The following is a 22315-nucleotide window of genomic DNA, read 5'->3' on the forward strand; positions in this document are numbered from 1 at the left end:
GCCCCCCTCGCATGTCTCAAAGTTCCGTCCCCGGCACCGAACGTACGTGGCGCGTCCCCTGTCGGGACGATACACCAGGCTCGTCACTCAGGGACATAGTCCCTCTACGCTCTGTAACGATCAGTGGGAACTCGGGTACGTACCGCATACGAGGGACTGCGGAGTGTGCCCGAAGCGTACGGGGAGCGAGCGGCGGACGACGCGTACACCGGTGGTACGAGCGTCGGCCGGCGCGTGCGCACAAGGCCGCCGCGGCTGAAAACGTGCGCCGGGCGGGCCCTTTCACATGCCGGCCGCCCCTCCCCTCGCCGTACCCCTCCGCCCGCTACGCGCCGGTCGTCAGTACCACGTTCTCCATCGGTTCCCCCTGTACGAAACGGTTCAGCTGGGCCCTCAGAAGGCGCTTGGCGCGGGGCCAGAACGCCGACGTGGGGCCACCGACATGTGGGCTGATGAGCACGCCCGGCGCGTGCCACAGGGGGTGTCCCTCGGGCAGCGGCTCCGGGTCGGTGACGTCCAGGGCCGCCGTGATGCGGCCGGTCCCCAGCTCGGCCAGCAGCGCACCGGTGTCCACGACAGGGCCGCGGGCGACGTTGACGAGTAGCGCACCGTCCTTCATCCGGGCCAGGAAGTCCGCGTCGACCAGGCCCTTCGTCTGGTCCGTGAGGGGTGTGGCGAGCACCACGACATCGGCGTCGGGAAGAAGTTCCGACAATCGGGAGATGGGATGCACAAGGCCGCGCGCCGTCTCGCGCGGGTGGCGCGCGACGCGCGCCACCCGCGCGAGCTCGAACGGCGCGAGCCGCTCCTCGACGGCCGCGCCCACCGACCCGTATCCGACGATGAGGACGGACTTGTCGGCGAGCGCCGGACGGAAGCCGGCACGCCACTCCTCACGGTCCTGACCCCGGACGAAGTCGGGGATGCCACGCAGGGAGGCGAGGATCAGGGTCAGCGCGAGTTCGGCGGTGCTGGCGTCGTGCACCCCGCGGGCGTTGCACAACTGCACGCCGTCGGGGAGCAGATGAAGGCCCGGCTGCACGTGGTCGACACCGGCGGAGAGGGTCTGCACGACGCGAACGGATGTCATCGCGGCCATGGGGCGCACCGCGACCTCGCCGCCCTTCATGTAGGGCACGACGTACAGCGCGCAGTCGGCCGGGTCCGCGGGAAACTCCTGTGCGCCGTCCCAGAAGCGGTAGGTGAGGCCCTCGGGGAGACCCTCTATCTCGTTGGTGCGGAACGGGAGCCAAACGTCATAGGTCATGGTCAGGAGGCTATGCGAGGGCCTCGGCATCGCATTGGTTAGTTTGGGGTGCCAGGAAAGGGAGGGCACGTCGAGGTGGAGCGCAGGACGATCGGCGCGGCAACGCTCGAAGTGGGGGCCGTCGGACTCGGGTGCATGCCGATGAACTGGGCGTACTCCGGTTCGCGGCAACGGGGCGACGAGTCGCTGCGGACGGTGCACAGAGCGCTCGACCAGGGGGTGACCCTGCTCGACACGGCCGACATGTACGGGCCGTTCACCAACGAGTTGCTGGTCGGCCGGGTGTTGAAGGAGCGGCGCGCCGAGGCGTTCGTGTCGACCAAGGTCGGCCTGCTGGTGGGCGAGCAGCACATCGTGGCCAACGGCCGCCCCGGCTATGTGAAACGGGCCTGCGACGCCTCGCTGCGACGCCTGCAGACGGACGTCATCGATCTCTACCAACTGCACCGCGCGGATCCCGAGGTCCCCGTCGAGGAGACCTGGGGCGCCATGGCGGAGCTGGTGCGGGCCGGCAAGGTACGGGCGCTGGGGCTGTGCGCGATGGGTGTGCGGGGCGGGCGGCGGAACGGCGTCGGGTTGTACGACGGCACGCTTCGGCAGCTGGAGCGGGTGCAGCAGGTCTTCCCGGTGAGCGCGGTGGAGGCCGAGCTGTCGGTATGGTCGACGGAGGCGCTGGACGCGCTGGTGCCGTGGTGCGCGGCGCGCGGGGTCGGTTTCCTGGCGGCGATGCCGCTCGGCAACGGCTTCCTGACCGGCACGCTGACCCCGGGCAGTGGCTTCGAGCGGGACGACCTGCGCGCCCGGCATCCCCGCTTCACGGCCGAGATGATGGCGGCGAACCAGCCGATCGTGGCTGGCCTGAGGCGGGTGGCCCGCCGCCACGGCGAGGGCGTCACGCCCGCACAGGTGGCGCTGGCCTGGGTGCTGACGCAGGGGCGGCACGTGGTCCCGATACCGGGTGCCAAACGGGAGCGCTGGGTCACGGAGAACGCGGGCGCGGCCGGGCTGCGGCTGACGACTCAGGACCTGACGGAACTGGCGGAACTGCCTGCTGTGCAGGGTTCCTGGGACTGAGCGGGGGGAGGCGCACGCCTTCCCGACGGCCACGGGGCGCTCGTCCCCGGAACGGGTCCCGGCCGGGACCGGTTCGCAACCCGCTTCTCCACGATCGTGCTCGTCGATCCGGAACCCTTGGGACGTGGGCGGTGTAAGTAAGGGAAGACACCCCGTGGCGAAGGGACTTGGATCGTGCGATCTCGAGCTGTGCCGGCCATGTTGGCCGCTACCGCGCTCTTGCTGGCCGCCGGCTGCTCCTCCGGCGGCGGAGACGGGCCGGACGGCGGCACGAGCGTGTCGTCGGGCGGTACGTCACCGGGGTCGCCCTCCGGTCCGGCGGCCGAAGAGACCCCTCCGGCGAAGGGGGCGGTCCGTGTGGTGCGTACGGTCGCCGAGAACCTCAACACGCCCTGGGGCCTCGCCCCGCTGCCCGACGGCGGACTGCTGGTCTCCTCCCGGAACGACGGGACGATCGCGCGGATCGACGAGAAGTCCGGGAAGAAGACGGAGCTGGGCGCGGTGCCCGGAGTCGCGGTAGCAGGTGAGGGCGGACTGCTGGGTATCGCCCTCTCCCCCGGCTACGCCTCGGACCACCTGATCTACGCGTACATCACGACGGACTCCGACAACCGCATCGTTCGCATGCTGTACAACGCGAAGAGGCCGCCAGGTGACCAGCTCGGCGCGCCGAACACGGTCTTCAAGGACATCCCCAAGGGTGTCGTCCACAACGGCGGACGGATCGCGTTCGGCCCGGACGGAATGCTGTACGCCGGTACGGGTGAGACGGGCAACCGCGGCCTGGCCCAGGACAGGAAATCGTTGGGCGGAAAGATCCTGCGCATGACCCCCGAGGGCGAGCCCGCCCCCGGCAACCCCTTCGGCGACTCGCCCGTCCTCTCCTACGGCCACCGCAACGTCCAGGGCCTGACCTGGGACGACAAACAGCGCCTGTTCGCCGCGGAGTTCGGCCAGGACACCTGGGACGAGCTGAACGCGATCAAACCGGGAGACGACTACGGCTGGCCGGACGCCGAGGGCAAGTCGTCGAACCCCAAGTACCACAACCCGATCGCCCAGTGGCACACCGACGAGGCCTCCCCCAGCGGCATCGCCTACGCCGAGGGCTCGATCTGGATGGCGAGTCTGCGCGGTCAGCGACTGTGGCGCATCCCTCTGAAGGGCACCGAGGCCTCCGCGGCACCGCAGGCGTTCCTGAAGGACACATACGGCCGCATCCGCACGGTGGTCCCAGCGGGCGGCTACAGACTGTGGCTGACGACCAGCAACACGGACGGCCGGGGCGGTCGGTCGACGGGAGACGACCGGATCCTGGAGGTGGAGGTCTCGTAGGGCGGGCGACCCGGCTCAGTCCGGGCTCGTTTCCGGCTCGGCGTGATCCGGTTTCGGCAGGCGTATGACCACCTTGCCCGAAGCCAGGTCGATCGGGCCGCGGCCCCCGTCGCCGTCCGTCACATCCACACGGGTCAGCTCCAGGCGCTTCTTCTCGTCGTTGGTGTGCTTGCGACCTGGTGCGAAGAGCTCCTCGAACATGTTGAACATGGCGCCTCCCTCGGCCCGGATCTCTGACAGCCTAGGCCTCAGCCCGCTGCCGGGACAGCGGGCGCGTCGGGTGGGAACAGCCGTAGCCGGTGCGCCAGTGCCGCTGCCTCCCCGCGGCCCGAGACGCCCAGCTTGCCCAGGATGTTCGACACATGGACGCTGGCGGTCTTCGGGGAGATGAACAGTTCCTCGGCGATCTGGCGGTTGCTGCGGCCGACCGCGACCAGGCGGAGCACGTCCCGCTCGCGGCTGGTGAGCCCCAGGGACTCGGCCGGATCCAGCGCGGTCGGCTCCGCGGTGCGCGACAGCGTGAGGCGGGCGCGCCGGGCGAGCAGGGCGACGGACTCGGTGAGCGGCCGGGCACCGAGGTGCTCGGCCACCGCGCCGGCCAGCCGCAGCAGTTCGACGGCCCGCTCGCGCGCGTCCTCGCCGTCACCCGCAGCCAGCAGGGACGCGGCGAGGCGGTGGCGGGCGCGGGCCAGGTCGTACGGGCGGTCGAGGGCCTCGAAGGCGGCCACCACCCCGGACCAGTCGTCCGGGTCGTCTCGGCCCTCGGCCCGCAGCAGCTCCGCGCGGACCCAGCGCTCATGCGCCTGCCACACCGGCACGTTGACGGTGAGCGCCTTGGCCGCCCCGCGGATCCGCTCCAGGGTCTCGGCACGGCCCGGCTCCGCGGCGGGCAGGCCGAGGGCGTCGGCCTCGGCGGTGGCGGCGGCCAGCAGCAGCGGCCATCCGTAGCGCTGGGTGCCCGGCGGGAAACCCGCGTCGAGCGCGTCGTCGAGGGCGGCGCGCGCGTCGGCGATGCGGCCCTCACCGGCCGCGATCCCGATGGTGAGGCGCGCCAGCGGCAGCCGGTGCTGTGGGACGGTGTCATGCGTGCCGAAGTACTCGCGTGCGACGCTGATTTGGCGCTCGGCCTCGGCCAGGTCGCCCCTGGCGAGGGCGAGATGGGCGTGTCGCTTGGCCCCCCAACCGCGCGGCACGACGCTGTGACCGACACGTTGCGCGGCGGTTGCGGCCTCGGCGGCCTCGTCCCAGCGGCCCAGGGAGTAGAGGGATTCTCCGAGGTTGCCCCACACCCAGGCCTCGGTGCCCGTCAGGCCGAGCCTCGGGGTGAGGTCGAGCCCCTCGCGGAGCACCTCGACGGCCTCCCGGGAGCGGCCGATGCCCTCCAGATGGGACGGCAGGTTCACATGGAGACGGCCTGTCACCTGGGCGTTGCCGAGGGCCTCGGCCTGCTTCTTGACCTCGTACATCTCCGCGAGCCCGGTTTCGATGTCACCCGCCTCGACGAGCAGACCGGCCAGGGTGAGGCGCGCGTTCAGCTCGATGTCGCGGGCGCCCACCATGCGCGCGTACTCCACGGCGCGCTCGGCGGCGGAGAGCGCGTCGGGGCCGGGAATGTGCAGCATCGACCAGTTGGCGACCAGGGCGAGGACCTCGGCGTGCACCTCCGAGGGCGGCAGTCCGCGCACCAACTGCTGCGCGGTGGTGAGTTCCTCCCAGCCGTCGCTGCGGGACGTGTGCTGCATCAGTCGCGCGCGCTGCACCCAGAACCAGGCGGCCCGGAGGGGGTCGTTCTCCTCCTCCAGAAGATGCAGGGCGCGCTTGGTGATCTTCAGGGCGCGCTCGCCCTCCCCGCACAGGCGGCCCGCGACGGCGGCCCCCGCCATCAGGTCGAGGTAGTGCAGGCACCCGGTCGCCGGGTCGCAGTCGGAGGGCGGATACGCCTCGGCGTAGTCCAGTGGACGCAGAGCGGCCCGTACGGATTCGGGGGTGATGTCCCACAGCTCCATCGCCCGCTCCAGCAACCGCAGTCGCTCGGAGTGAGCGCGCCGCCGGCGGGCCTCCGAGGCGGCATCGAGGACGGCGGGCAGGGCCTTGGCCGCATCGTGCGCGTGGTACCAGTAGCTGGCCAGGCGTGCGGCGCGTTGGTCGGCCGGTACGAGCGTGGGGTCGGCCTCCAGGGCCTCGGCGTACCGCCGGTTGAGGCGTGAGCGTTCACCGGGGAGCAGGTCGTCGCTGACCGCCTCGCGGACGAGGGAGTGACGGAAGCGGTAGCCGTCGCCGTCGGGTGTGGCAAGCAGGATGTTGGCGCCGACCATGGCACGCAGGGCCTCGATGAGGTCGTCCTCGGCAAGCCGGGCGGCGGCGGCGAGGAGGCGGTGCTCGACGGTGGAGCCGCCCTCGGCGACGATCCGGGCGACGCGCTGCGCCGTTTCCGGCAGGTTTTCGATACGGACGAGGAGGAGGTCGCGCAGGGAGTCGGTGAGGCCCGTGCGGCAGTCCTCGCAGGAGGCGACCGCCAGTTCCTCCACGAAGAAGGCGTTGCCGTCCGAGCGTTCGAAGATCTCGTCGACCTGGGCGGGGTCGGGTTCGGCGGCGAGGATACCGGCGATCTGGCGTTCGACCTCGGTGCGGTTGAACCGGCCGAGTTCGATGCGGCGGACCGTGCGGAGCCGGTCGAGTTCGGCGAGGAGGGGGCGCAGGGGGTGGCGGCGGTGGATGTCGTCGGAACGGTACGAGGCGATGACGACAAGGCGGCCGCTGCGCAGCGTGCGGACGAGGTAGGCGAGCAGGTGACGGGTGGAGGCGTCGGCCCAGTGAAGGTCCTCCAGGGCGAGGACGACGGTGCGGCGGGCTGCGACGCGCTCCAGCAGGCGGGTGGTGAACTCGAAGAGACGGGCCATGCCCTCCTCGTCGTCCCGAGGGCCGCGGTGCGGGTCACCGAACTCTGGCAGCAGCCGGGCCAGTTCCTCCTCCTGACCGGCGGACGCCTCGGCCAGTTCCTCGGGCAGTTGCCGGCGCAGGGCGCGCAGGGCGGTGGAGAACGGGGCGAAGGGCAGCCCGTCGGCGCCGATCTCGACGCAGCCGCCGAGCGCGACGACCGCGTCCTCGCGGGCGGCCAGGGCGGCGAACTCCTCGATCAGTCGGGTCTTGCCGACTCCGGCCTCACCACCGACGAGCAGCGCCTGCGGCTCTCCGGCGGCAGCGCGGGCGAGCGCGTCGTGCAACACCCCCAACTCATCGGCTCGACCGACGAAGACGGGGCTGACGGACCTTGTCTCCACGCCCCCGAGGATCGCACGGAGTTCTGACAACGCGGTACCGGATATCGCCGTTCGGTCACCTGGACCGTCGGCCCGCGCCGCCTCTTCCCCGGGCGCTGACGTCACGCGACCCGCGGGGGCGAACCTCCGCGTGAACGCCACAGCGGTCGTCCCGGAAGGTGTCGGGACGACCGCTGTGGCAGGTTGGCCGGGTTCGGCCCGCGTCGTTGCGACGGCTGTCGCGTGGTCGGCGGCGGGGAGCGCGGCGCCCACGTCGTCGCAGTCCCCCACCGGCCCGCTCATGCGGCGCGGCCGATGCGGAGTCGGCGCCGCCGGCCGCTATGGGATCGGCTCTCCTTTTCGAGTTCCCCGTCGGCCCCGCGGGCGGCGTGGCGCTGCCGCAGCGTCTCACGGGCCAGCCGGTAGTGGTCCGCCTCACGGATCAGCTCGGCGGAATAGACCCGTTGCAGCTCATACTCGTTCACGATGTCTCCTCTGGAGGGACCGGTTGCGGCATCGCTTTCTGCGATGCCCCAACCTTCGTCCCCCAGAGGGGTCCGCCGCATCGGGAGAGTTCCGCATCTTCCGCAGCGCGCGGGGACCTTAGACACGCCTGAGGGGCCTCAGGGCTTCCCTAAGGTCTCACGGGAAGCCCTAAGGCCCCTCAGGACCGGCGCCGGGTCAGCCGGCGGACGGCAGTCCGAGCAGGATGTCGGTGTACTTCAGGACGGCCAGCAGCAGCCCGATGACGCCCAGGGAGACACCGCCCCAGGCGACCGACTTGATCCAGGCGGCCTGTGGCTTCCCGGGTACCCCGAAGGCCGGGCGGGCCAGCACCACGACGCCCACGATCAGCGCGGCCAGCGCGAACAGGCCGCCCCACAGCGCGGTCGTGTGCCAGGCCTCGCCGTACACCGCCTTGATCTGATCGCCGACGCTCGCCGAGGTCGAGGTCTTGAGCTGGCCGAGCAGGGTCTCGCGCGCGGAGGCCACGGTGGAGACCCAACTGCCGGAGAGGGAGATCATCCCGAGCCCTGCGGCGACGACCGCTCCGGCGCCCTGGCCCACACCGGACGGCCTCTCCGGGGCGGTCTCGTCCGCTCCGTCCTCGGCCCCGGTCTCCTCGACGGTCTCCCCGGCGTCGGTGACTGCCGCCTTCTCCTCGTCGTTCGTCGCCTCGGCGCCGGTCTCGGCCCCGGCCTCGTCAACTGTCTTCGTTTCCATGCCTCGCACCGTACGGACGCTCTCTGAGACGTTTCTTAATGATTGTCGCGGATGCCATGCGCGCGTGCCGCCCGCCACTCGGGCGCGAGCACCGACCACACCTCGGTGTCCCGGCGTACGCCGCGGTACAGGAACTCCTCCCGGAGCACACCGTCACGGCTCATGCCCAGCCGCCGCGCCACATTGAGGCTCGCCACATTGGCGGACGACGCCTGCCACTCCACACGGTGGATGCCGCGTTCGTCGACCGCCCAGTCGATCAGCACCCGCATGGCGCGCGTGATCAGTCCCCGCCCGGCCACGGCGGGCTCCAGCCAGCAGCCGACCTCGCAGTTGCCGCCCTGTGCGTCGAAGACGCGGAACAGCACGCCGCCGACCAGCTTCCCGTCCAGCCACAGTCCGTGCAGGCTGCCGGTGTCGGCGGCGCGCTGGTCGGCTGCCCGCTGCAGGAGGGCGCGCGCGCTGTCCACGTCCGTGGCCTTGGACCCGAACGGAACGTGCTGGTTGATGAACTCACGCCCGCGGTCGAGGTGCGCCAGGAACTCCTCGGCGTGCCAGGGCTCCAGGGGGCGCAGTTCGGCTCCGTCGTCACCCAGGGATATCGCGTACATCCGGTTGCGGCTCCTTCACCAGTACGTCCGTCAGCGCGTCCTCGTGCGCGTTCTCCCCGGGAATGGTCGCACGGCACTCCGGCGGCTCGATGCTGATGTGCGGCAGCCGGCGCTCCAGCCAGGACGGCAGCCACCAGTTGGCGCCGCCGAGCAGGTGCATCAGGGCGGGGACGAGGAGTGTGCGCAGGACGAAGGCGTCGAGAGCGACGGCCGCGGCGAGCGCGATGCCGAACATGGCGATCACCCGGTCGCCGCTGAGCACGAAGGCGAGGAAGACGGAGATCATGATGACCGCCGCCGAGTTGATGACCCTGCCGGTCTCGGCCAGGCCGACGCGCACGGCACGCCGGTTGTCGCCGGTCTCCAGCCACTCCTCGTACATGCGGCTGACCAGGAACACCTGGTAGTCCATGGAGAGTCCGAAGAGCACCGAAACCATGATCACGGGGAGGAAGGGCTCGATCGGCCCGGCCCGGCCGAGGCCGAGCAGTTCACTTCCCCAGCCCCACTGGAAGATCGCGATGACCACGCCGAACGCGGAGGCGACGGCGGCGACGTTCATCACGGCGGCCTTCAGCGGGATACCGAGGGACCGGAAGGCGAGCAGGAGCAGCACACAGCCCAGGGCGATCACGACCCCCACGAACAGCGGCAGCTTGCCGACGATCACGCCGGCGAAGTCGTCGTAGGCCGCCGTCATCCCGCCCACCGCCAGGTCGAGCGTGGTGCCCTGCTCGGCGCGCGGCAGCACGTCGGAGCGCAGCCGGTCCACGAGGTCACTGGTGTGCCGGGACTGCGGGGCGGAGTCAGGGACGACGGTGAGGACCGCCATGTCGCCGCCGCTGTTGTAGGTCACCGGGCTCACGGAGGCGACCCCCCGGGTGGCCGCGAGCGTGCTGTCGAGGTGGTCGAGCGCGACCTTGTCCTCGGCGCTGCCGACCCGGGTGACGAGGGTGAGCGGGCCGTTTGCACCGGGCCCGAACCCGTCGGCGACGAGGTCGTACGCCTGCCGGGTGGTCGACGACTTCGGGCCGTTGCCCTGGTCGGCGGTGCCCAGCTGGAGGGAGAGCGTGGGCAGGGCGAGGACGGCCATGACGCACACGGCGATCGCGCCGAGCTTCTTGGGGTGGCGTTCGACGAACGCGGACCAGCGGGCGGCGAACCCTCCCGGCATCTCCGGCTCGGGCCCTTTCTCCTCCAGCCTGCGCCGCTCGCGCCTGCTCAGGGCGCGGGGGCCGATGAAGGACAGGAGGGCGGGCAGCAGGGTCACGGAGGCCGCGACGGTGAGCAGGACGGTAAGACAGGCGGCAAGCGCGACACCGTTGAGGAAGCCGAGCCTGAGGATCAGCATGCCGAGGAGCGCGATGCACACCGTGGCGCCCGCGAAGACGACGGCCCGGCCGGTGGTGGCGACGGCGCCCACGGCGGACTCCGTCACCGACATGCCCCGCTTCAGGTTCCGGCGGTGCCGGGTCACGATGAACAGGGCGTAGTCGATGCCGACGCCGAGCCCGATCAGCAGGCCGAGCATGGGCGCGAAGTCGGCGACGGTCATGGCGTGCCCGAGCAGTGCGATACCGGCGTACGCGGTGCCGACGCTGATCAGCGCGGTCGCGATGGGCAGCAGGGACGCGGCGAGCGAGCCGAAGGCGAGGAAGAGGACCACGGCGGCGACGACCACGCCGACGGCCTCGGCGAGGTGCCCGCCCTGCGACTCGGTGAGGCTGATCGCGCTGCCGCCCAGCTCGACCTGCAGCCCACCGTTCTCCGCGGCCTTGGCGGTGTCGACGACGGCCTGGGCCTCGCCCTTGCTGATGTTCTCCGACTGCTCGTCGAAGGTGATCGTGGCGTACGCGGTGCGGTCGTCGCCGCTGATCTGGCCGCTGTGGCTGCCTTCGTAGGGGCTGGTGACGGAGGCGATGCCGGGCAGTTCCGCGATCTTGTCCAGGGTGCGGGTCATCGTCTGCTCGACGGCGGGCGCGCGCACGCTGCCGGGGCTGGTGCGCCAGACGACGGTGTCGCTGTCGCCGCCCTGGTGGGGGAAGCCCTCCTGGAGCAGCTCGGCGGCGCGGCCCGCCTCGGTACCGGGGGCGTCGTAGTGGTTCGAGTACGCGGAACCCGTGACGGCGGCGGCAGCGCCGACCCCGCCGAAGGCGAACAGCCAGAGCAGGACCGCGACGAGGCGGTGTCGGACACACCAGCGTGCAAGGGCGGCCACGGACGTGCTCCCTGGAGTGGTTCATGAATCTTTGACCGGGAGCAGACACAAATGGAAGTGAACAGCCCGCAAAGAACGAATGAGCAATTACTGACACTCTTGCAGGCAGAAGAGATCGTTTGTCGCTTTCGTGGGTTTACTCACAGGGATGCGACTCGATTCACAGGGCGAAGCCGGCAACTCCGTCGCCACATAAGGCCCTTGTAAACGCACTCGGGGCGGTACATCACATTCGATGCACCGCCCCGGGCGACCGTTCTACGGCTTTTCTCAGCCCTCGCTGACGCCCAGCTTCTCCAGGATCAGCTCCTTGACGCGGGCGGCGTCCGCCTGGCCACGGGTGGCCTTCATGACGGCGCCGACCAGGGCGCCGGCCGCGGCCACCTTGCCGCCACGGATCTTGTCCGCGATGGCCGGGTTACCGGCGATGGCCTCCTCGACGGCGACGGTCAGGGCGCCCTCGTCGGAGACGACCTTCAGGCCGCGCTTGTCGACGACCTCGTCCGGGGTGCCCTCGCCCGCGAGGACGCCCTCGATGACCTGGCGGGCCAGCTTGTCGTTGAGGTCGCCGTCGGCCACGAGCCGGGTGACCCGAGCGACCTGCTGCGCGGTGATGGGCAGCTCGTCCAGGGCCTTGCCGGTCTCGTTGGCGTGGCGGGCCAGCTCGCCCATCCACCACTTGCGCGCGGACGCCGCGTCGGCGCCCTCCTCGATCGTCGCGACGATCAGGTCGAGGGCACCGGCGTTGAGGATCGCCTGCATGTCGGTCGCGGAGACGCCCCACTCCTCGCGCAGCCGGTTGCGGCGCACGAGGGGCAGCTCCGGCAGCGCGGCGCGCAGTTCCTCGACCCACTCGCGCGGGGGCGCGACCGGGACCAGGTCCGGCTCGGGGAAGTACCGGTAGTCCTCGGCCTCTTCCTTCACCCGGCCCGAGGTCGTCGAGCCCGTGTCCTCGTGGAAGTGACGGGTCTCCTGGATCACCGTGCCGCCGTTGTCCAGGACCGCGGCGTGGCGCTGGATCTCGAAGCGGCAGGCACGCTCGACGGAGCGCAGCGAGTTGACGTTCTTGGTCTCACTGCGCGTGCCGAACTTGTCGGCGCCCTTGGGCATCAGCGACAGGTTCACGTCACAGCGCATCTGGCCCATCTCCATGCGGGCCTCGGAGACGCCGAGCGCACGGATCAGCTCGCGCAGCTCGCGCACATACGCCTTCGCCACCTCGGGCGCGCGCTCGCCGGCACCCACGATCGGCTTGGTGACGATCTCGATGAGCGGGATGCCGGCACGGTTGTAGTCCAGCAGGGAGTGGGACGCACCGTGGATACGGCCGGTGGCGCCGCCGACGTGGGTCGACTTGCCGGTGTCCTCCTCCATGTGGGCGCGCTCGATCTCCACGCGGAAGGTCTCGCCGTCCTCCAGCTGCACGTCGAGGTAGCCGTTGAAGGCGATCGGCTCGTCGTACTGGGAGGTCTGGAAGTTCTTCGGCATGTCCGGATAGAAGTAGTTCTTCCGGGCGAAGCGGCACCACTTAGCGATCTCGCAGTTCAGTGCGAGACCGATCCGGACCGCGGACTCCACGCCGATCGCGTTGACGACCGGGAGCGAGCCGGGCATGCCGAGGCAGGTGGGGCAGGTCTGCGAGTTCGGCTCGGCGCCGAGCGCCGTCGAACAGCCGCAGAACATCTTGGTCTTGGTGCCGAGTTCGACATGGACCTCGAGGCCCATGACGGGGTCGTACGACGCCAGCGCGTCCTCGTACGACACCAGGTCGGTCAGGGTGGTCACGGTGAAACTTCCCTCTCAGCCCAGCAGGACGTCGTCGTCGCCCAGCCGCTTCAGCTCGCGGACGAGAAGGGCGAGACCGGTGACGATGGCGGCGGCGGACACGGCGGCGTCGATCAGGCGCAGCGTGTCGTGCTCGCGGCGGGCCTTCTTGACCTGCTTCGCGATGCCGAACGCGCCATAGGCGGTGGTGGCCATGGACAGGTACGTACCGGACTTGGACTGCTTGAAGCCCTTGGCCTTGGACAGTGCCTTACTCACAGCGACGGAGCCTCCTCGAGAAGCGGGTGTCCCCACTGTTCCACGAAGGCGGCCTCGACGGCAGCGCCGACCTTGTACAGTCGGTCGTCCTTCATCGCCGGGGCGATGATCTGCAGACCGACCGGGAGGTTGTCCTCCGGCGCGAGGCCGCAGGGCAGCGACATGGCGGCGTTGCCGGCCATGTTGACCGGGATGGTGCACAGGTCCGCCAGGTACATCGCCATCGGATCGTCGGCGCGCTCGCCGATCGGGAAGGCGGTGGTGGGGGTCGTGGGCGACACGATCACATCCACCTGCTCGAACGACTTCTCGAAGTCGCGGGTGATGAGCGTACGGACCTTCTGGGCGGACCCGTAGTACGCGTCGTAGTAGCCGGAGCTGAGGGCGTACGTGCCGAGCATGATGCGGCGCTTGACCTCGGGACCGAAGCCCGCCTCACGGGTGAGGGAGGTGACCTCCTCGGCGGAATGCGACCCGTCGTCGGCGACACGCAGGCCGTAGCGCAGACCGTCGAAACGGGCGAGGTTGCTCGAGCACTCGCTCGGGGCGATCAGGTAGTACGCGGCCAGCGCCAGGTCGAAGGAGGGGCAGTCCAGCTCGACGATCTCGGCGCCCAGCTCCTTGAGGAGCGCGACGGACTCGTCGAAGCGCTGCACGACACCGGCCTGGTAGCCCTCGCCGCGGAACTGCTTGACGACACCGATGCGCATGCCTTGCACGGAGCCGTTGCGCGCGGCCTCGACGACCGGCGGCACCGGGGCGTCGATGGAGGTGGAGTCGAGCGGGTCGTGTCCGGCGATGACCTCGTGCAGGAGGGCTGCGTCCAGAACCGTACGGGCGCAGGGGCCGCCCTGGTCGAGGCTGCTGCTGAAGGCGACCATGCCGAAGCGGGAGACGGCGCCGTACGTGGGCTTGACGCCGACCGTGCCGGTGACGGACGCGGGCTGGCGGATGGAGCCGCCGGTGTCGGTGCCGATGGCGAGGGGGGCCTGGAAGGAGGCCAGCGCGGCGCTCGACCCACCGCCGGAGCCACCGGGGATACGGGTGAGGTCCCAGGGGTTGCCGGTGGGCCCGTAGGCGCTGTTCTCGGTGGAGGACCCCATGGCGAACTCGTCCATGTTGGTCTTGCCGAGGATGACCACGTCGGCGGCCTTCAGCCGCTTGGTGAGCGTGGCGTCGTACGGCGGGATCCAGCCCTCGAGGATCTTCGAACCGACCGTCGTCGGAACGCCCTCGGTGGTGAAGATGTCCTTGAGCGCCAGCGGCACGCCGGCCAGCGGGCCGAGCTTCTCGCCGCGCTCGCGCTTCTCGTCGACGGCGCGGGCCTGTGCCAGGGCACCCTCGCGGTCGACGTGCAGGAAGGCGTGCACCTTCTCGTCGATGGCCTCGATACGGGCCAGGTGGGCCTCGGTGACCTCGACGGCCGTGAGCTCGCCGGAAGCGATCTTCTCGGCGGTCTCGGCGGCGGTGAGCCGGATGATGTTGTTCTTGTCCGTCATGACGGGCTACTCCTCCCCCAGGATCTGCGGCACCTTGAAACGCTGCTGCTCCTGGGCCGGGGCGCCGGAAAGCGCCTGCTCGGGGGTGAGCGAGGGACGGACCTCGTCCGCGCGCATGACGTTCGTCAGCGGAAGCGGGTGAGAGGTCGGCGGTACGTCTTGGTCGGCGACCTCGCCGACGCGGGCGACCGCGCCGATGATGTCGTCGAGCTGGCCTGCGAAGTGCTCGAGCTCTTCGGGCTTCAGCTCCAGACGCGCCAGCCGGGCGAGGTGGGCGACCTCCTCGCGCGTGATGCCAGGCATGCAGCGATCCTCTGGGGTGAGAGTGTGTGGTTTGGGCTCAATCCTATGGCGCGGGGCCATGTGCCCGTGAAACGGATTCCCGGCGGTGCGGATGTGACCCGCACCGCGCGCGGTCGGACGGCGGAGAACAGCACGGCCGAAGGCGTCGCCCCTGAGGCCCTTGAAGGTGAGGTGGGCGACATCGCCGTCCGGTTTACCGGGCACGCCGCAAACCGGCGACGGAGGGCGGCCCCATCCGGCCCGGGTCGGAGCGAGGCTAGCCGACCCGCCCCGGATCGTCCGCGGCAGCCGCGGGCAGCGCGGCCTTCGGGCGTTGCCAGCCCCTCGATCCCCGTGCCAGCAGCCACGCCGTGGTCTTCTCCGGCGGCATCGCGGCGGCGACCAGCCAGCCCTGGACCGCGTCGCATCCCAGGTCCCGCAGCCGCTCCCACGTCTCGTCGTCCTCGACCCCCTCCGCGACGACGAGCAGTCCCAGCGAGTGCGCGAGGTCCACGGTGCAGCGCACGATCTCCGCGTCCTGGGCGTCCACGGCCAGCCGGGCCACGAACGACCGGTCGATCTTCAGTTCGCTCACCGGCAACCGCCGCAGATGCACCAGCGACGAGTACCCGGTACCGAAGTCGTCCAGCGACATCTTCACACCGTGCCCGGCCAGCCCGGCCAGCGTGTCCGCGGCCCGCTGCGGGTCCTCCAGGAGCACATGCTCCGTTATCTCCAGCTGCAGCGCCCCCGCCGGGACGCCGTGCCGCGCCAGCCGCGCGGCCACCGCGCCCGCGAAGCCCGGCGTGTGGACGTCACGCGGGGAGACGTTGACGGCCACCGGGACCTTCAGACCCTGCGCGCGCCACCGCGCCACCTGGCCCAGCGCCGTCTCCAGCACGTACTCCGTCAGGTGTGGCATCAGCCCGGACGACTCCGCGATCGCGATGAACTCGTCCGGCGGCACCTTCCCACGCTCGGGGTGCATCCACCGCACGAGCGCCTCGAGACCGGCGACCTGTCCGTCGAAGCGGACCTTCGGCTGGTAATGCAGCTCCACCTCGTGCGCGTCCAGCGCACGCCGCAGATCCCCCAGCAGCCCGAGCCGGTCAGGCGTGTTCGAGTCCCGCTTGGACTCGTACACCTCCACCCCCGTACGGTCCCGCTTCGCCTGGTACATGGCGACGTCGGCCCGCCGCAGCAGCCCCTCCGCGTCGAGAGCGTGGTCGGGGAAGACAGCGACGCCCGCGCTGGCCTCCAGTACGAGCGTGAGCCCGTCCAGGTCGAGCGGTGAGCCCAGCGCGGCCACCAGGTTGCGGGCCGCCCGTGACGCGGACGTCGCGGAGTCCGCGACGGGCAGCAACACGGCGAACTCGTCGCCGCCGAGCCGCGCGGCCTCCGCCCCGCGGGGCAGCGCCAGTCGCAGCCGCTCGGCGATCTGCAGCAGCAGCCGGTCACCGGCGAGATGACCGAGCGTGTCGTTCACGGAGCGGAAACGGTCGAGGTCAATCAGCATCAGGGCGGATCGCGCCCCGATCCGCTCTGCGTCGTCGAGCGCCGTCCAGGTGCGCTCCAGCAGCCACTGCCGGTTGGGCAACCCGGTCAGCGGGTCGCGCAACTGCTCCTCGGCTCGGGCACGGGCTATCCACAGGGTGGAGTCGAGGGCGATGAGCGGGACGGAGAACAGCGGCAACAGGATGGGAAGCGTCGCGGCGACGACGCAGAGCAGTGGCGCAATTCCGAGCAGCGCGACGGCGACGAGGCCCTGCCTGACCAGCGCGGTGCGGGCGACGGTCGGCAGTCCGCCGATGCGGGGCGCGTTCAGGTACCACACCAGCAGCCGGGTCACCGCGAGGTACGCGGCGGCGGCGAGGATGATCTCGGGTACGGCGGCGACGGTCCAGCTCTGTGGGTCCCAAGGCGTCTCGACGGTCGGGACGCGTCCGAAGGCGGCCAGGACGAGCGCCGCTGCGCCGATGCCGAGGATGTCGACCGCGCCGTGCAGGACGCCCTGCCGCCAGCAGCCCAGCCGGACGACGCCGACGAGTACGACGACCGTGAGGCTGACCATTCCGGCGGGCACCCAGCCGTACAGCAGCAGGACGGCGAGGGTCAGGGCGGCGCCCGAGCCCGTGCCGCCCCACCAGCGGGCGCGGCCGAGGGCGACCAGGTGGCCGACGATGATGCCGGTGAGGACGGCCAGGGACCAGCCGACCGTGCCGGACGGGAAGAGCGCGTGGTGTCCGCCGAACGCGTGGTAGAAACCGGCGCCGAGGAACAGCCCGGCCGCCGCGAGCACCACCCCGGGCAGCACGGGCCGGGACGGCTGCCCTCCGTCGTCGTGGCCGGGCGGCCCGGACGGGTGCCCGGCGGCGAGCGGACCGGTCCCGGGGGCTCCCCCGGGCAGGGGTCCGGCGCCCACGGCGGCCCTCGGTGCCCCTCCCGGTGAAGAGGGTCCGGGGGCGACCCCCGGCACGGCACTTCGGCCGTCCGCGCCCACACGCTCCGGCAGCCGCGCTGCCCGGCGGCCCGCACGCCAGGCACCGGACATCCGGCGCAAGCGCAACCATGAGTCCGGGGCGGCGCTCTCGGTCCGATCCATTCCCGTCCCTCTCACAGCCGGCGGTGCCGACGCCACGCGGCCCGATGCCCGACGAACCGTCCACCGCACCGTGCCTGACAGCCCACCACGCGTTCGGGCACGGTAGGCGCACACCCTCAACAGTAGGCCGCAGCAGGCTTCCACGGGCAGCGGTCGCCGACGGTTGCCTCAATGCGCCCCGGTCACCCGGATGCATCTGGTATGCGCCGAACAAGTGACCTTCGTCCGCTACTCCCCTGTCGGAAGCGCCACTTCGCTGGCCGCCTCCGGTCCTTGTTCCAACAGGACGGTGAAACCGTCCTCGTTGAGAACCGGAACCTTCAACTGCATTGCCTTGTCGTACTTCGAACCAGGATTCTCGCCCACGACGACGAAGGATGTCTTCTTCGAAACAGAACCGGTCACTTTCGCGCCACGGTTCTGCAGTGCCTCCTTCGCACCGTCACGGGTGAACTGTTCGAGGGTGCCGGTGACCACGACGGTGAGCCCCTCCAGCGGACGCGGGCCCTCCTCCTCGCCGGAGCCCTCTTCCTCCAGCCGTACTCCGGCGGCCTTCCACTTGCGGACGATCTCCCGGTGCCACTCCTCGGCGAACCACTGCTTCAGGGAGGCGGCGATGATCGGGCCGACCCCGTCGGTGCTCGCCAGTTCCTCCTCGGTGGCCTGCTCGATGCGGTCGACGGAGCGGAACTCACGGGCGAGGGCCTGTGCCGCCACCGGCCCGACATGCCGGATGGAGAGCCCGTTGAGGAAGCGGGCGAGCGGACGCGCCTTGGCCTCCTCGATGTTCCTGAGCAGCGCCAGCGTGTTCTTCTTCGGCTCGCCCTTCTGGTTGGCGAAGACCGTGACGATCTTCTCCTTGCCCGTCTTGGGATCGTGCTTGGGCAGGCCGCTGTCCTGGTCGAGGACGTACGCCTTGATGGGAAGCAGCTTCTCCACGGTGAGGTCGAAGAGATCACCCTCGTCGACGAGCGGCGGATCGACCGGCTCCAGGGGGCGGGTGAGGGCGGCCGCCGCCACGTCGCCGAAGTGCTCGATGTCGAGGCACTCCCGGCCCGCCAGGTAGGAGACGCGCTCCCTCAACTGAGCCGGGCAGGTACGGGCGTTGGGGCAGCGCAGGTCGATGTCGCCTTCCTTCATGGCCCGCAGGGGCGTCCCGCACTCCGGGCACTCGGCGGGCATCACGAACTCGCGCTCAGTGCCGTCCCGCAGGTCCACGACCGGTCCGAGGATCTCCGGAATCACGTCACCGGCCTTGCGAAGCACCACCGTGTCACCGATGAGAACGCCCTTGGCCTTGACCACGTCCTGGTTGTGCAGGGTGGCGAACTCGACCTCGGAACCGGCCACCGTGACCGGTTCGACCTGCGCGTACGGGGTGACTCGGCCGGTACGCCCGACCCCCACCTTGATGTCGATCAGCTTGGTGTTGACCTCTTCGGGCGCGTACTTGTAGGCGATCGCCCAGCGGGGTGCACGAGCCGTGGAGCCGAGACGGCCCTGAAGCCGGATCTCGTCGAGCTTGACCACGACTCCGTCGATCTCGTGCTCCACGGAGTGGCGGTGCTCGCCGAAGTACGCGATGAACTCCCGTACGCCGTCGAGGTCGTCGACCACCTCGTTGTGCCTGGCGGTGGGAAGACCCCAGGACTGCAGCAGTTCGTACGCCTCGGAGAGGCGGGTGAGGCCGTCCTTGAAGCCCTCAAGGGCGCCGATGCCGTGCACCACCATGTACAGCGGGCGGGTGGCCGTGATGCGCGGGTCCTTCTGGCGCAGGGAACCCGCCGCTGCGTTCCGCGGGTTGGCGAAGGGCTTGTCGCCGCCTTCCACCAGACGGGCGTTCAGCTCCTCGAACTTCTCCATCGGGAAGTAGACCTCGCCGCGGATCTCCACGAGGTCGGGGACACGGTCACCCTTGAGGCGATCCGGAATACCCGCGATCGTCCGCACATTGGGGGTGATGTCCTCTCCGGTGCGGCCGTCGCCACGGGTCGCCGCGCGCGTGAGGCGGCCGTGCTCGTACGTCAGGTTGACCGCGAGACCGTCGACCTTGAGCTCGCACAGGAAGTGGTAGCCGGAGGTGCCGACCTCCTTGACGATGCGGTCGGCCCAGGCGGCGAGTTCCGCGTCATCGAACGCGTTGTCGAGGGAGAGCATGCGCGCGCGGTGCTCGACGGCCGTGAACTCCGTCGCGTAGGCCCCCGCGACCTTCTGGGTCGGCGAGTCGGGGGTGCGCAGCTCGGAATACTGCTCCTCCAGCGATTCCAGGGAACGCAAGAGCCGGTCGAACTCCGCGTCACTGATGACGGGAGCGTCCTTCACGTAGTACCGGAAGCGGTGCTCCTCGATCTGCTCAGCGAGCTGCGCGTGCTGCTCCCGCGCCTCGGCGGGCACCGTCGTCTCCGCTTGCTTGTCGCCGGCCACCGTGTTGTCCTCCCGTTACTCAGGGTTGTCAGCGAGGGATCTCGCCGCCCGGACGCAGTGGGCGAGCGCCCTGCGCGCGTAGTCCGGGGAAGCGCCCGCGAGCCCGCACGTCGGCGTGAGCGTGACCGCTTCCGCGAGAAGCCCCGGATGCAGCCCCAGCCTGCGCCACAGCGTCCTGACACCCATGACGCTACCGGCAGGGTCTGACAATGGGCCGTCCGTGCCCGGGACGACGCCGGCGAAGAGCCGGGTGCCCCCTTCCACCGCCTCACCGATCACGTCGTCGTCACGTTCGGTGAGGAGTGAGAAGTCGAAGGAGACCGCGGCGGCCCCCGCCCTGCGGAGGAGGGCGAACGGCACGTCAGGGGCGCACGAGTGCACCACGACCGGGCCGTCGGCGTGCACGCCGACGACGTCCCTCAGCGTGGCCTCGACGATCTGCCGGTCGACGGCCCGGTGGGTCCGGTAGCCGCTCGCGGTCCTCACCTGCCCGCGCAGTACGGAGGTGAGCGACGGCTCGTCGAGCTGCAGGACGAGCCCGGCACCGGGCACGCGCCGCCGCACCTCGTCGAGGTGGAGGCGCAGCCCCTCGGTGAGCGATCCGGCGAGGTCGCGGCAGGCGCCGGGGTCGGAAAGGGCGGCCTCGCCGCTCTTCAGCTCGAGCGCCGCGGCCAGCGTCCAGGGCCCGACGGCCTGGACCTTCAGCGGCCCTTCGTACCCTTGTGTGAACTCCTCCAGCGCGTCGAGGTCCTCGCCGAGCCAGGAGCGGGCCCGCTTGGTGTCCCGCCCCGGCCTGTCCCCGAACCGCCAGCCGCTGGGCTCCACGCGCGCGTACAGGTCGACGAGCATCCCGGCGGTCCGCCCGATCATGTCCGCACCGGGCCCACGGGCCGGCAACTCGGCAAGAAACGGGAAATCCTCGAAGCTTCCGGTGACGGTCTTGGCCGCCTCCCGCGCATCCCCGCCGGGCATGGACCCGACCCCGGTGGCGGCACCGAACCTGAACTGGCTGTTTTCGCTCACCCCGGAAGCCTACGGAACCCTCCGGGGGTGGGGCCGTTCCAGGGGTGCCGTCTGGAACGGCCCCAGGGTCTCCCGTTCGACTCAGGCCGGTCAGGGAGCGGCGCCGGGCGAGCCCGGCATGACCCGAAGCGAGACGCCCCGGGACGTCAGCCGCCCGGGCGTACCGTCAGATCGTTGACCTCCGCGTCCCGCGGCAGGTCCAGGGACATCAGGATCGTCGTCGCCACCGACTCGGGGTCGATCCACTGGGACGGGTCGTACGGCTTGCCCTCCTGCTGGTGCACCTTGACCTGCATCGGACTCGCGGTGCGGCCCGGGTAGACCGAGGTGACCCGCACGCCGTTCGCGTGCTCCTCGATGCGCAGGGAGTCCGCGAGGGCCTTCAGGCCGTGCTTGGAGGCCGCGTACGCCGACCACGACGCGTGGGCGTTCAGGCCCGCACCCGAGTTCACGAACACCACATGGCCGCGTGCGGCACGGAGCTGGGGCAGGAAGTGGCGGGTCAGCTCGGCGGGGGCGATCAGGTTGACGTTGAGCTGGTGGTGCCAGGACTTCGGGGTCAGCTCGCCCACCGGGCCCAGGTCGACCACTCCCGCGATGTGCAGGAGCGAGTCCACCCGGTCCGGCAGGGTCTGGTGCGAGAAGGCCCAGGACAGCTTGTCCGGGTCCCCGAGGTCGCCCACCAGGGTCTTCGCCCCGGGGAACTCCGCCGCCAGCTCCTTCGCCCTCCCCGCGTCGCGCGCGTGCAGGACGAGGTCGTCCCCGCGCGCGTGCAAACGGCGGGCCACGGCCGCGCCGATGCCGGAGCCGGCTCCGGTGATCACATGTGTAGCCATACCCGCCATGCTCGCACCAGGGGGCTCACGGACGGCTATCGGATCCCGTGCGACTCCTCCAGATACGCCAGCGCCCCCACCGGCTCCTCGGCGAAGAACACCAGTTCCGCGAGCGGCCGCGGCAGGAAGCCCTCGTCCTCCATGCGCCGGAACTGCTCCTTCAGACCGTCGTAGAAGCCCGCCGTGTTCAGGAGGACCACCGGCTTGTCGGTGTGTCCGTGCTTCTTCAGCTCCAGGATCTCGGTCGCCTCGTCGAGCGTTCCGGTCCCGCCGACCATGATCACGACCGCGTCGGCCTTCTCCAGGAGCAGCCTCTTGCGCTCGGCGAGGTCCTTCGCGACCACCATCTCGTCGACGCCCGCCCGGGCCTTGGCCTCCAGGAACTCGACGGACACGCCCAGCAGCCTGCCGCCTGCCTCTTCCACTCCGTCGGCTACCACCTTCATCAGTCCGACGTCGGAACCGCCCCACACCAGGGTGTGCCCGCCCTTGCCCAGCAGGGCGGCGAACTCACGCGCGGGGCGTGTGTAGCGGTCGGCGAGGTCGGCGGCGGAGAGGAAGACACAGATATTCATGCCGATACCGTACGCGGGAAGAACCAGGGGCCCGCGAGCGCT

The 22315-nt window shown here is 70.8% G+C and carries 18 protein-coding genes; 2 read left to right on the forward strand and 16 right to left on the reverse strand.

Annotation, left to right across the window (positions count from 1 at the left end; translation table 11 throughout):
* Nucleotides 1–325: 325 nt before the first annotated feature.
* Nucleotides 326–1267: a 2-hydroxyacid dehydrogenase gene (locus ACWDEX_RS19520; protein WP_450464838.1), complete on the reverse strand. Its 942-nt coding sequence runs from the start codon at nucleotides 1265–1267 to the stop codon at nucleotides 326–328.
* Nucleotides 1268–1342: 75 nt separating this feature from the next.
* On the opposite strand from ACWDEX_RS19520, the gene ACWDEX_RS19525 reads away from it, so the two are divergent.
* Together ACWDEX_RS19525 and ACWDEX_RS19530 are read left to right on the forward strand one after the other, a co-directional pair.
* Nucleotides 1343–2341 carry an aldo/keto reductase gene (locus ACWDEX_RS19525; protein ID WP_450464839.1) on the forward strand — a complete coding sequence of 333 codons (999 nt, stop codon included), beginning with the start codon at nucleotides 1343–1345 and terminating at the stop codon, nucleotides 2339–2341.
* Nucleotides 2342–2539: 198 nt separating this feature from the next.
* Nucleotides 2540–3676 (forward strand): PQQ-dependent sugar dehydrogenase, encoded by a 1137-nt coding sequence (locus ACWDEX_RS19530; RefSeq protein ID WP_450464948.1) that lies wholly within the window; start codon nucleotides 2540–2542, stop codon nucleotides 3674–3676.
* A gap of 15 nt (nucleotides 3677–3691) precedes the next feature.
* Here ACWDEX_RS19530 and ACWDEX_RS19535 read toward each other — a convergent pair whose 3' ends face one another.
* The 15 genes from ACWDEX_RS19535 to ACWDEX_RS19605 form a co-directional block, all read right to left on the reverse strand.
* Nucleotides 3692–3886 (reverse strand): DUF6191 domain-containing protein, encoded by a 195-nt coding sequence (locus ACWDEX_RS19535; RefSeq protein ID WP_450464841.1) that lies wholly within the window; start codon nucleotides 3884–3886, stop codon nucleotides 3692–3694.
* Nucleotides 3887–3924: 38 nt separating this feature from the next.
* Nucleotides 3925–6969: a helix-turn-helix transcriptional regulator gene (locus tag ACWDEX_RS19540; RefSeq protein ID WP_450464949.1), complete on the reverse strand. Its 3045-nt coding sequence runs from the start codon at nucleotides 6967–6969 to the stop codon at nucleotides 3925–3927.
* A 266-nt stretch (nucleotides 6970–7235) separates the two neighbouring features.
* A complete protein-coding gene (locus ACWDEX_RS19545; RefSeq protein WP_450464842.1) occupies nucleotides 7236–7421 on the reverse strand; it encodes a hypothetical protein in 186 nt (61 codons plus the stop codon).
* Nucleotides 7422–7617: 196 nt separating this feature from the next.
* Nucleotides 7618–8160: a hypothetical protein gene (locus tag ACWDEX_RS19550; protein WP_450464843.1), complete on the reverse strand. Its 543-nt coding sequence runs from the start codon at nucleotides 8158–8160 to the stop codon at nucleotides 7618–7620.
* Nucleotides 8161–8195: 35 nt separating this feature from the next.
* Nucleotides 8196–8771 (reverse strand): GNAT family N-acetyltransferase, encoded by a 576-nt coding sequence (locus ACWDEX_RS19555; protein ID WP_450464844.1) that lies wholly within the window; start codon nucleotides 8769–8771, stop codon nucleotides 8196–8198.
* Nucleotides 8749–10989 (reverse strand): MMPL family transporter, encoded by a 2241-nt coding sequence (locus tag ACWDEX_RS19560; protein WP_450464845.1) that lies wholly within the window; start codon nucleotides 10987–10989, stop codon nucleotides 8749–8751. Before ACWDEX_RS19560 ends, ACWDEX_RS19555 begins: the two co-directional genes overlap by 23 nt.
* Before the next feature lie 270 nt (nucleotides 10990–11259).
* Nucleotides 11260–12774: an Asp-tRNA(Asn)/Glu-tRNA(Gln) amidotransferase subunit GatB gene (gene gatB, locus ACWDEX_RS19565; protein ID WP_450464846.1), complete on the reverse strand. Its 1515-nt coding sequence runs from the start codon at nucleotides 12772–12774 to the stop codon at nucleotides 11260–11262.
* 15 nt (nucleotides 12775–12789) lie between these two features.
* On the reverse strand, nucleotides 12790–13032 hold the full coding sequence (locus tag ACWDEX_RS19570) for a hypothetical protein (protein WP_450464848.1): 243 nt from the start codon (nucleotides 13030–13032) through the stop codon (nucleotides 12790–12792).
* On the reverse strand, nucleotides 13029–14531 hold the full coding sequence (gene gatA, locus ACWDEX_RS19575) for an Asp-tRNA(Asn)/Glu-tRNA(Gln) amidotransferase subunit GatA (protein ID WP_450464849.1): 1503 nt from the start codon (nucleotides 14529–14531) through the stop codon (nucleotides 13029–13031). Before gatA ends, ACWDEX_RS19570 begins: the two co-directional genes overlap by 4 nt.
* 6 nt (nucleotides 14532–14537) lie before the next feature.
* A complete protein-coding gene (gene gatC, locus ACWDEX_RS19580) occupies nucleotides 14538–14834 on the reverse strand; it encodes an Asp-tRNA(Asn)/Glu-tRNA(Gln) amidotransferase subunit GatC (RefSeq protein ID WP_371214669.1) in 297 nt (98 codons plus the stop codon).
* Between the two features lie 256 nt (nucleotides 14835–15090).
* On the reverse strand, nucleotides 15091–17415 hold the full coding sequence (locus ACWDEX_RS19585) for an EAL domain-containing protein (protein ID WP_450464850.1): 2325 nt from the start codon (nucleotides 17413–17415) through the stop codon (nucleotides 15091–15093).
* A 228-nt stretch (nucleotides 17416–17643) separates the two neighbouring features.
* Nucleotides 17644–19839, reverse strand: coding sequence for an NAD-dependent DNA ligase LigA (gene ligA / locus ACWDEX_RS19590; RefSeq protein ID WP_450464851.1), 2196 nt, complete (start codon nucleotides 19837–19839; stop codon nucleotides 17644–17646).
* 15 nt (nucleotides 19840–19854) lie between these two features.
* Nucleotides 19855–20862, reverse strand: a complete 1008-nt coding sequence (locus ACWDEX_RS19595; RefSeq protein WP_450464852.1) for a methionine synthase — start codon at nucleotides 20860–20862, stop codon at nucleotides 19855–19857.
* 146 nt (nucleotides 20863–21008) lie between these two features.
* A complete protein-coding gene (locus tag ACWDEX_RS19600; protein WP_450464854.1) occupies nucleotides 21009–21707 on the reverse strand; it encodes an SDR family oxidoreductase in 699 nt (232 codons plus the stop codon).
* A 26-nt stretch (nucleotides 21708–21733) separates the two neighbouring features.
* Nucleotides 21734–22273: an LOG family protein gene (locus tag ACWDEX_RS19605; protein WP_450464855.1), complete on the reverse strand. Its 540-nt coding sequence runs from the start codon at nucleotides 22271–22273 to the stop codon at nucleotides 21734–21736.
* Nucleotides 22274–22315: the final 42 nt, after the last annotated feature.

This window comes from Streptomyces sp. NPDC001020 (assembly GCF_053599115.1).

What these genes read in the sequence shown, in the direction of transcription:
- ACWDEX_RS19605 (WP_450464855.1), bottom strand. Translation starts at nt 22,273, where the DNA reads ATGAATATCTGTGTCTTCCTCTCCGCCGCCGACCTCGCCGACCGCTAC.
- ACWDEX_RS19555 (WP_450464844.1), bottom strand. Translation starts at nt 8,771, where the DNA reads ATGTACGCGATATCCCTGGGTGACGACGGAGCCGAACTGCGCCCCCTG.
- ACWDEX_RS19520 (WP_450464838.1), bottom strand. Translation starts at nt 1,267, where the DNA reads ATGACCTATGACGTTTGGCTCCCGTTCCGCACCAACGAGATAGAGGGT.
- ACWDEX_RS19600 (WP_450464854.1), bottom strand. Translation starts at nt 21,707, where the DNA reads ATGGCGGGTATGGCTACACATGTGATCACCGGAGCCGGCTCCGGCATC.
- ACWDEX_RS19550 (WP_450464843.1), bottom strand. Translation starts at nt 8,160, where the DNA reads ATGGAAACGAAGACAGTTGACGAGGCCGGGGCCGAGACCGGCGCCGAG.
- ACWDEX_RS19530 (WP_450464948.1), top strand. Translation starts at nt 2,540, where the DNA reads ATGTTGGCCGCTACCGCGCTCTTGCTGGCCGCCGGCTGCTCCTCCGGC.
- gatC (WP_371214669.1), bottom strand. Translation starts at nt 14,834, where the DNA reads ATGCCTGGCATCACGCGCGAGGAGGTCGCCCACCTCGCCCGGCTGGCG.
- ACWDEX_RS19535 (WP_450464841.1), bottom strand. Translation starts at nt 3,886, where the DNA reads ATGTTCAACATGTTCGAGGAGCTCTTCGCACCAGGTCGCAAGCACACC.
- ACWDEX_RS19585 (WP_450464850.1), bottom strand. Translation starts at nt 17,415, where the DNA reads ATGGATCGGACCGAGAGCGCCGCCCCGGACTCATGGTTGCGCTTGCGC.
- gatA (WP_450464849.1), bottom strand. Translation starts at nt 14,531, where the DNA reads ATGACGGACAAGAACAACATCATCCGGCTCACCGCCGCCGAGACCGCC.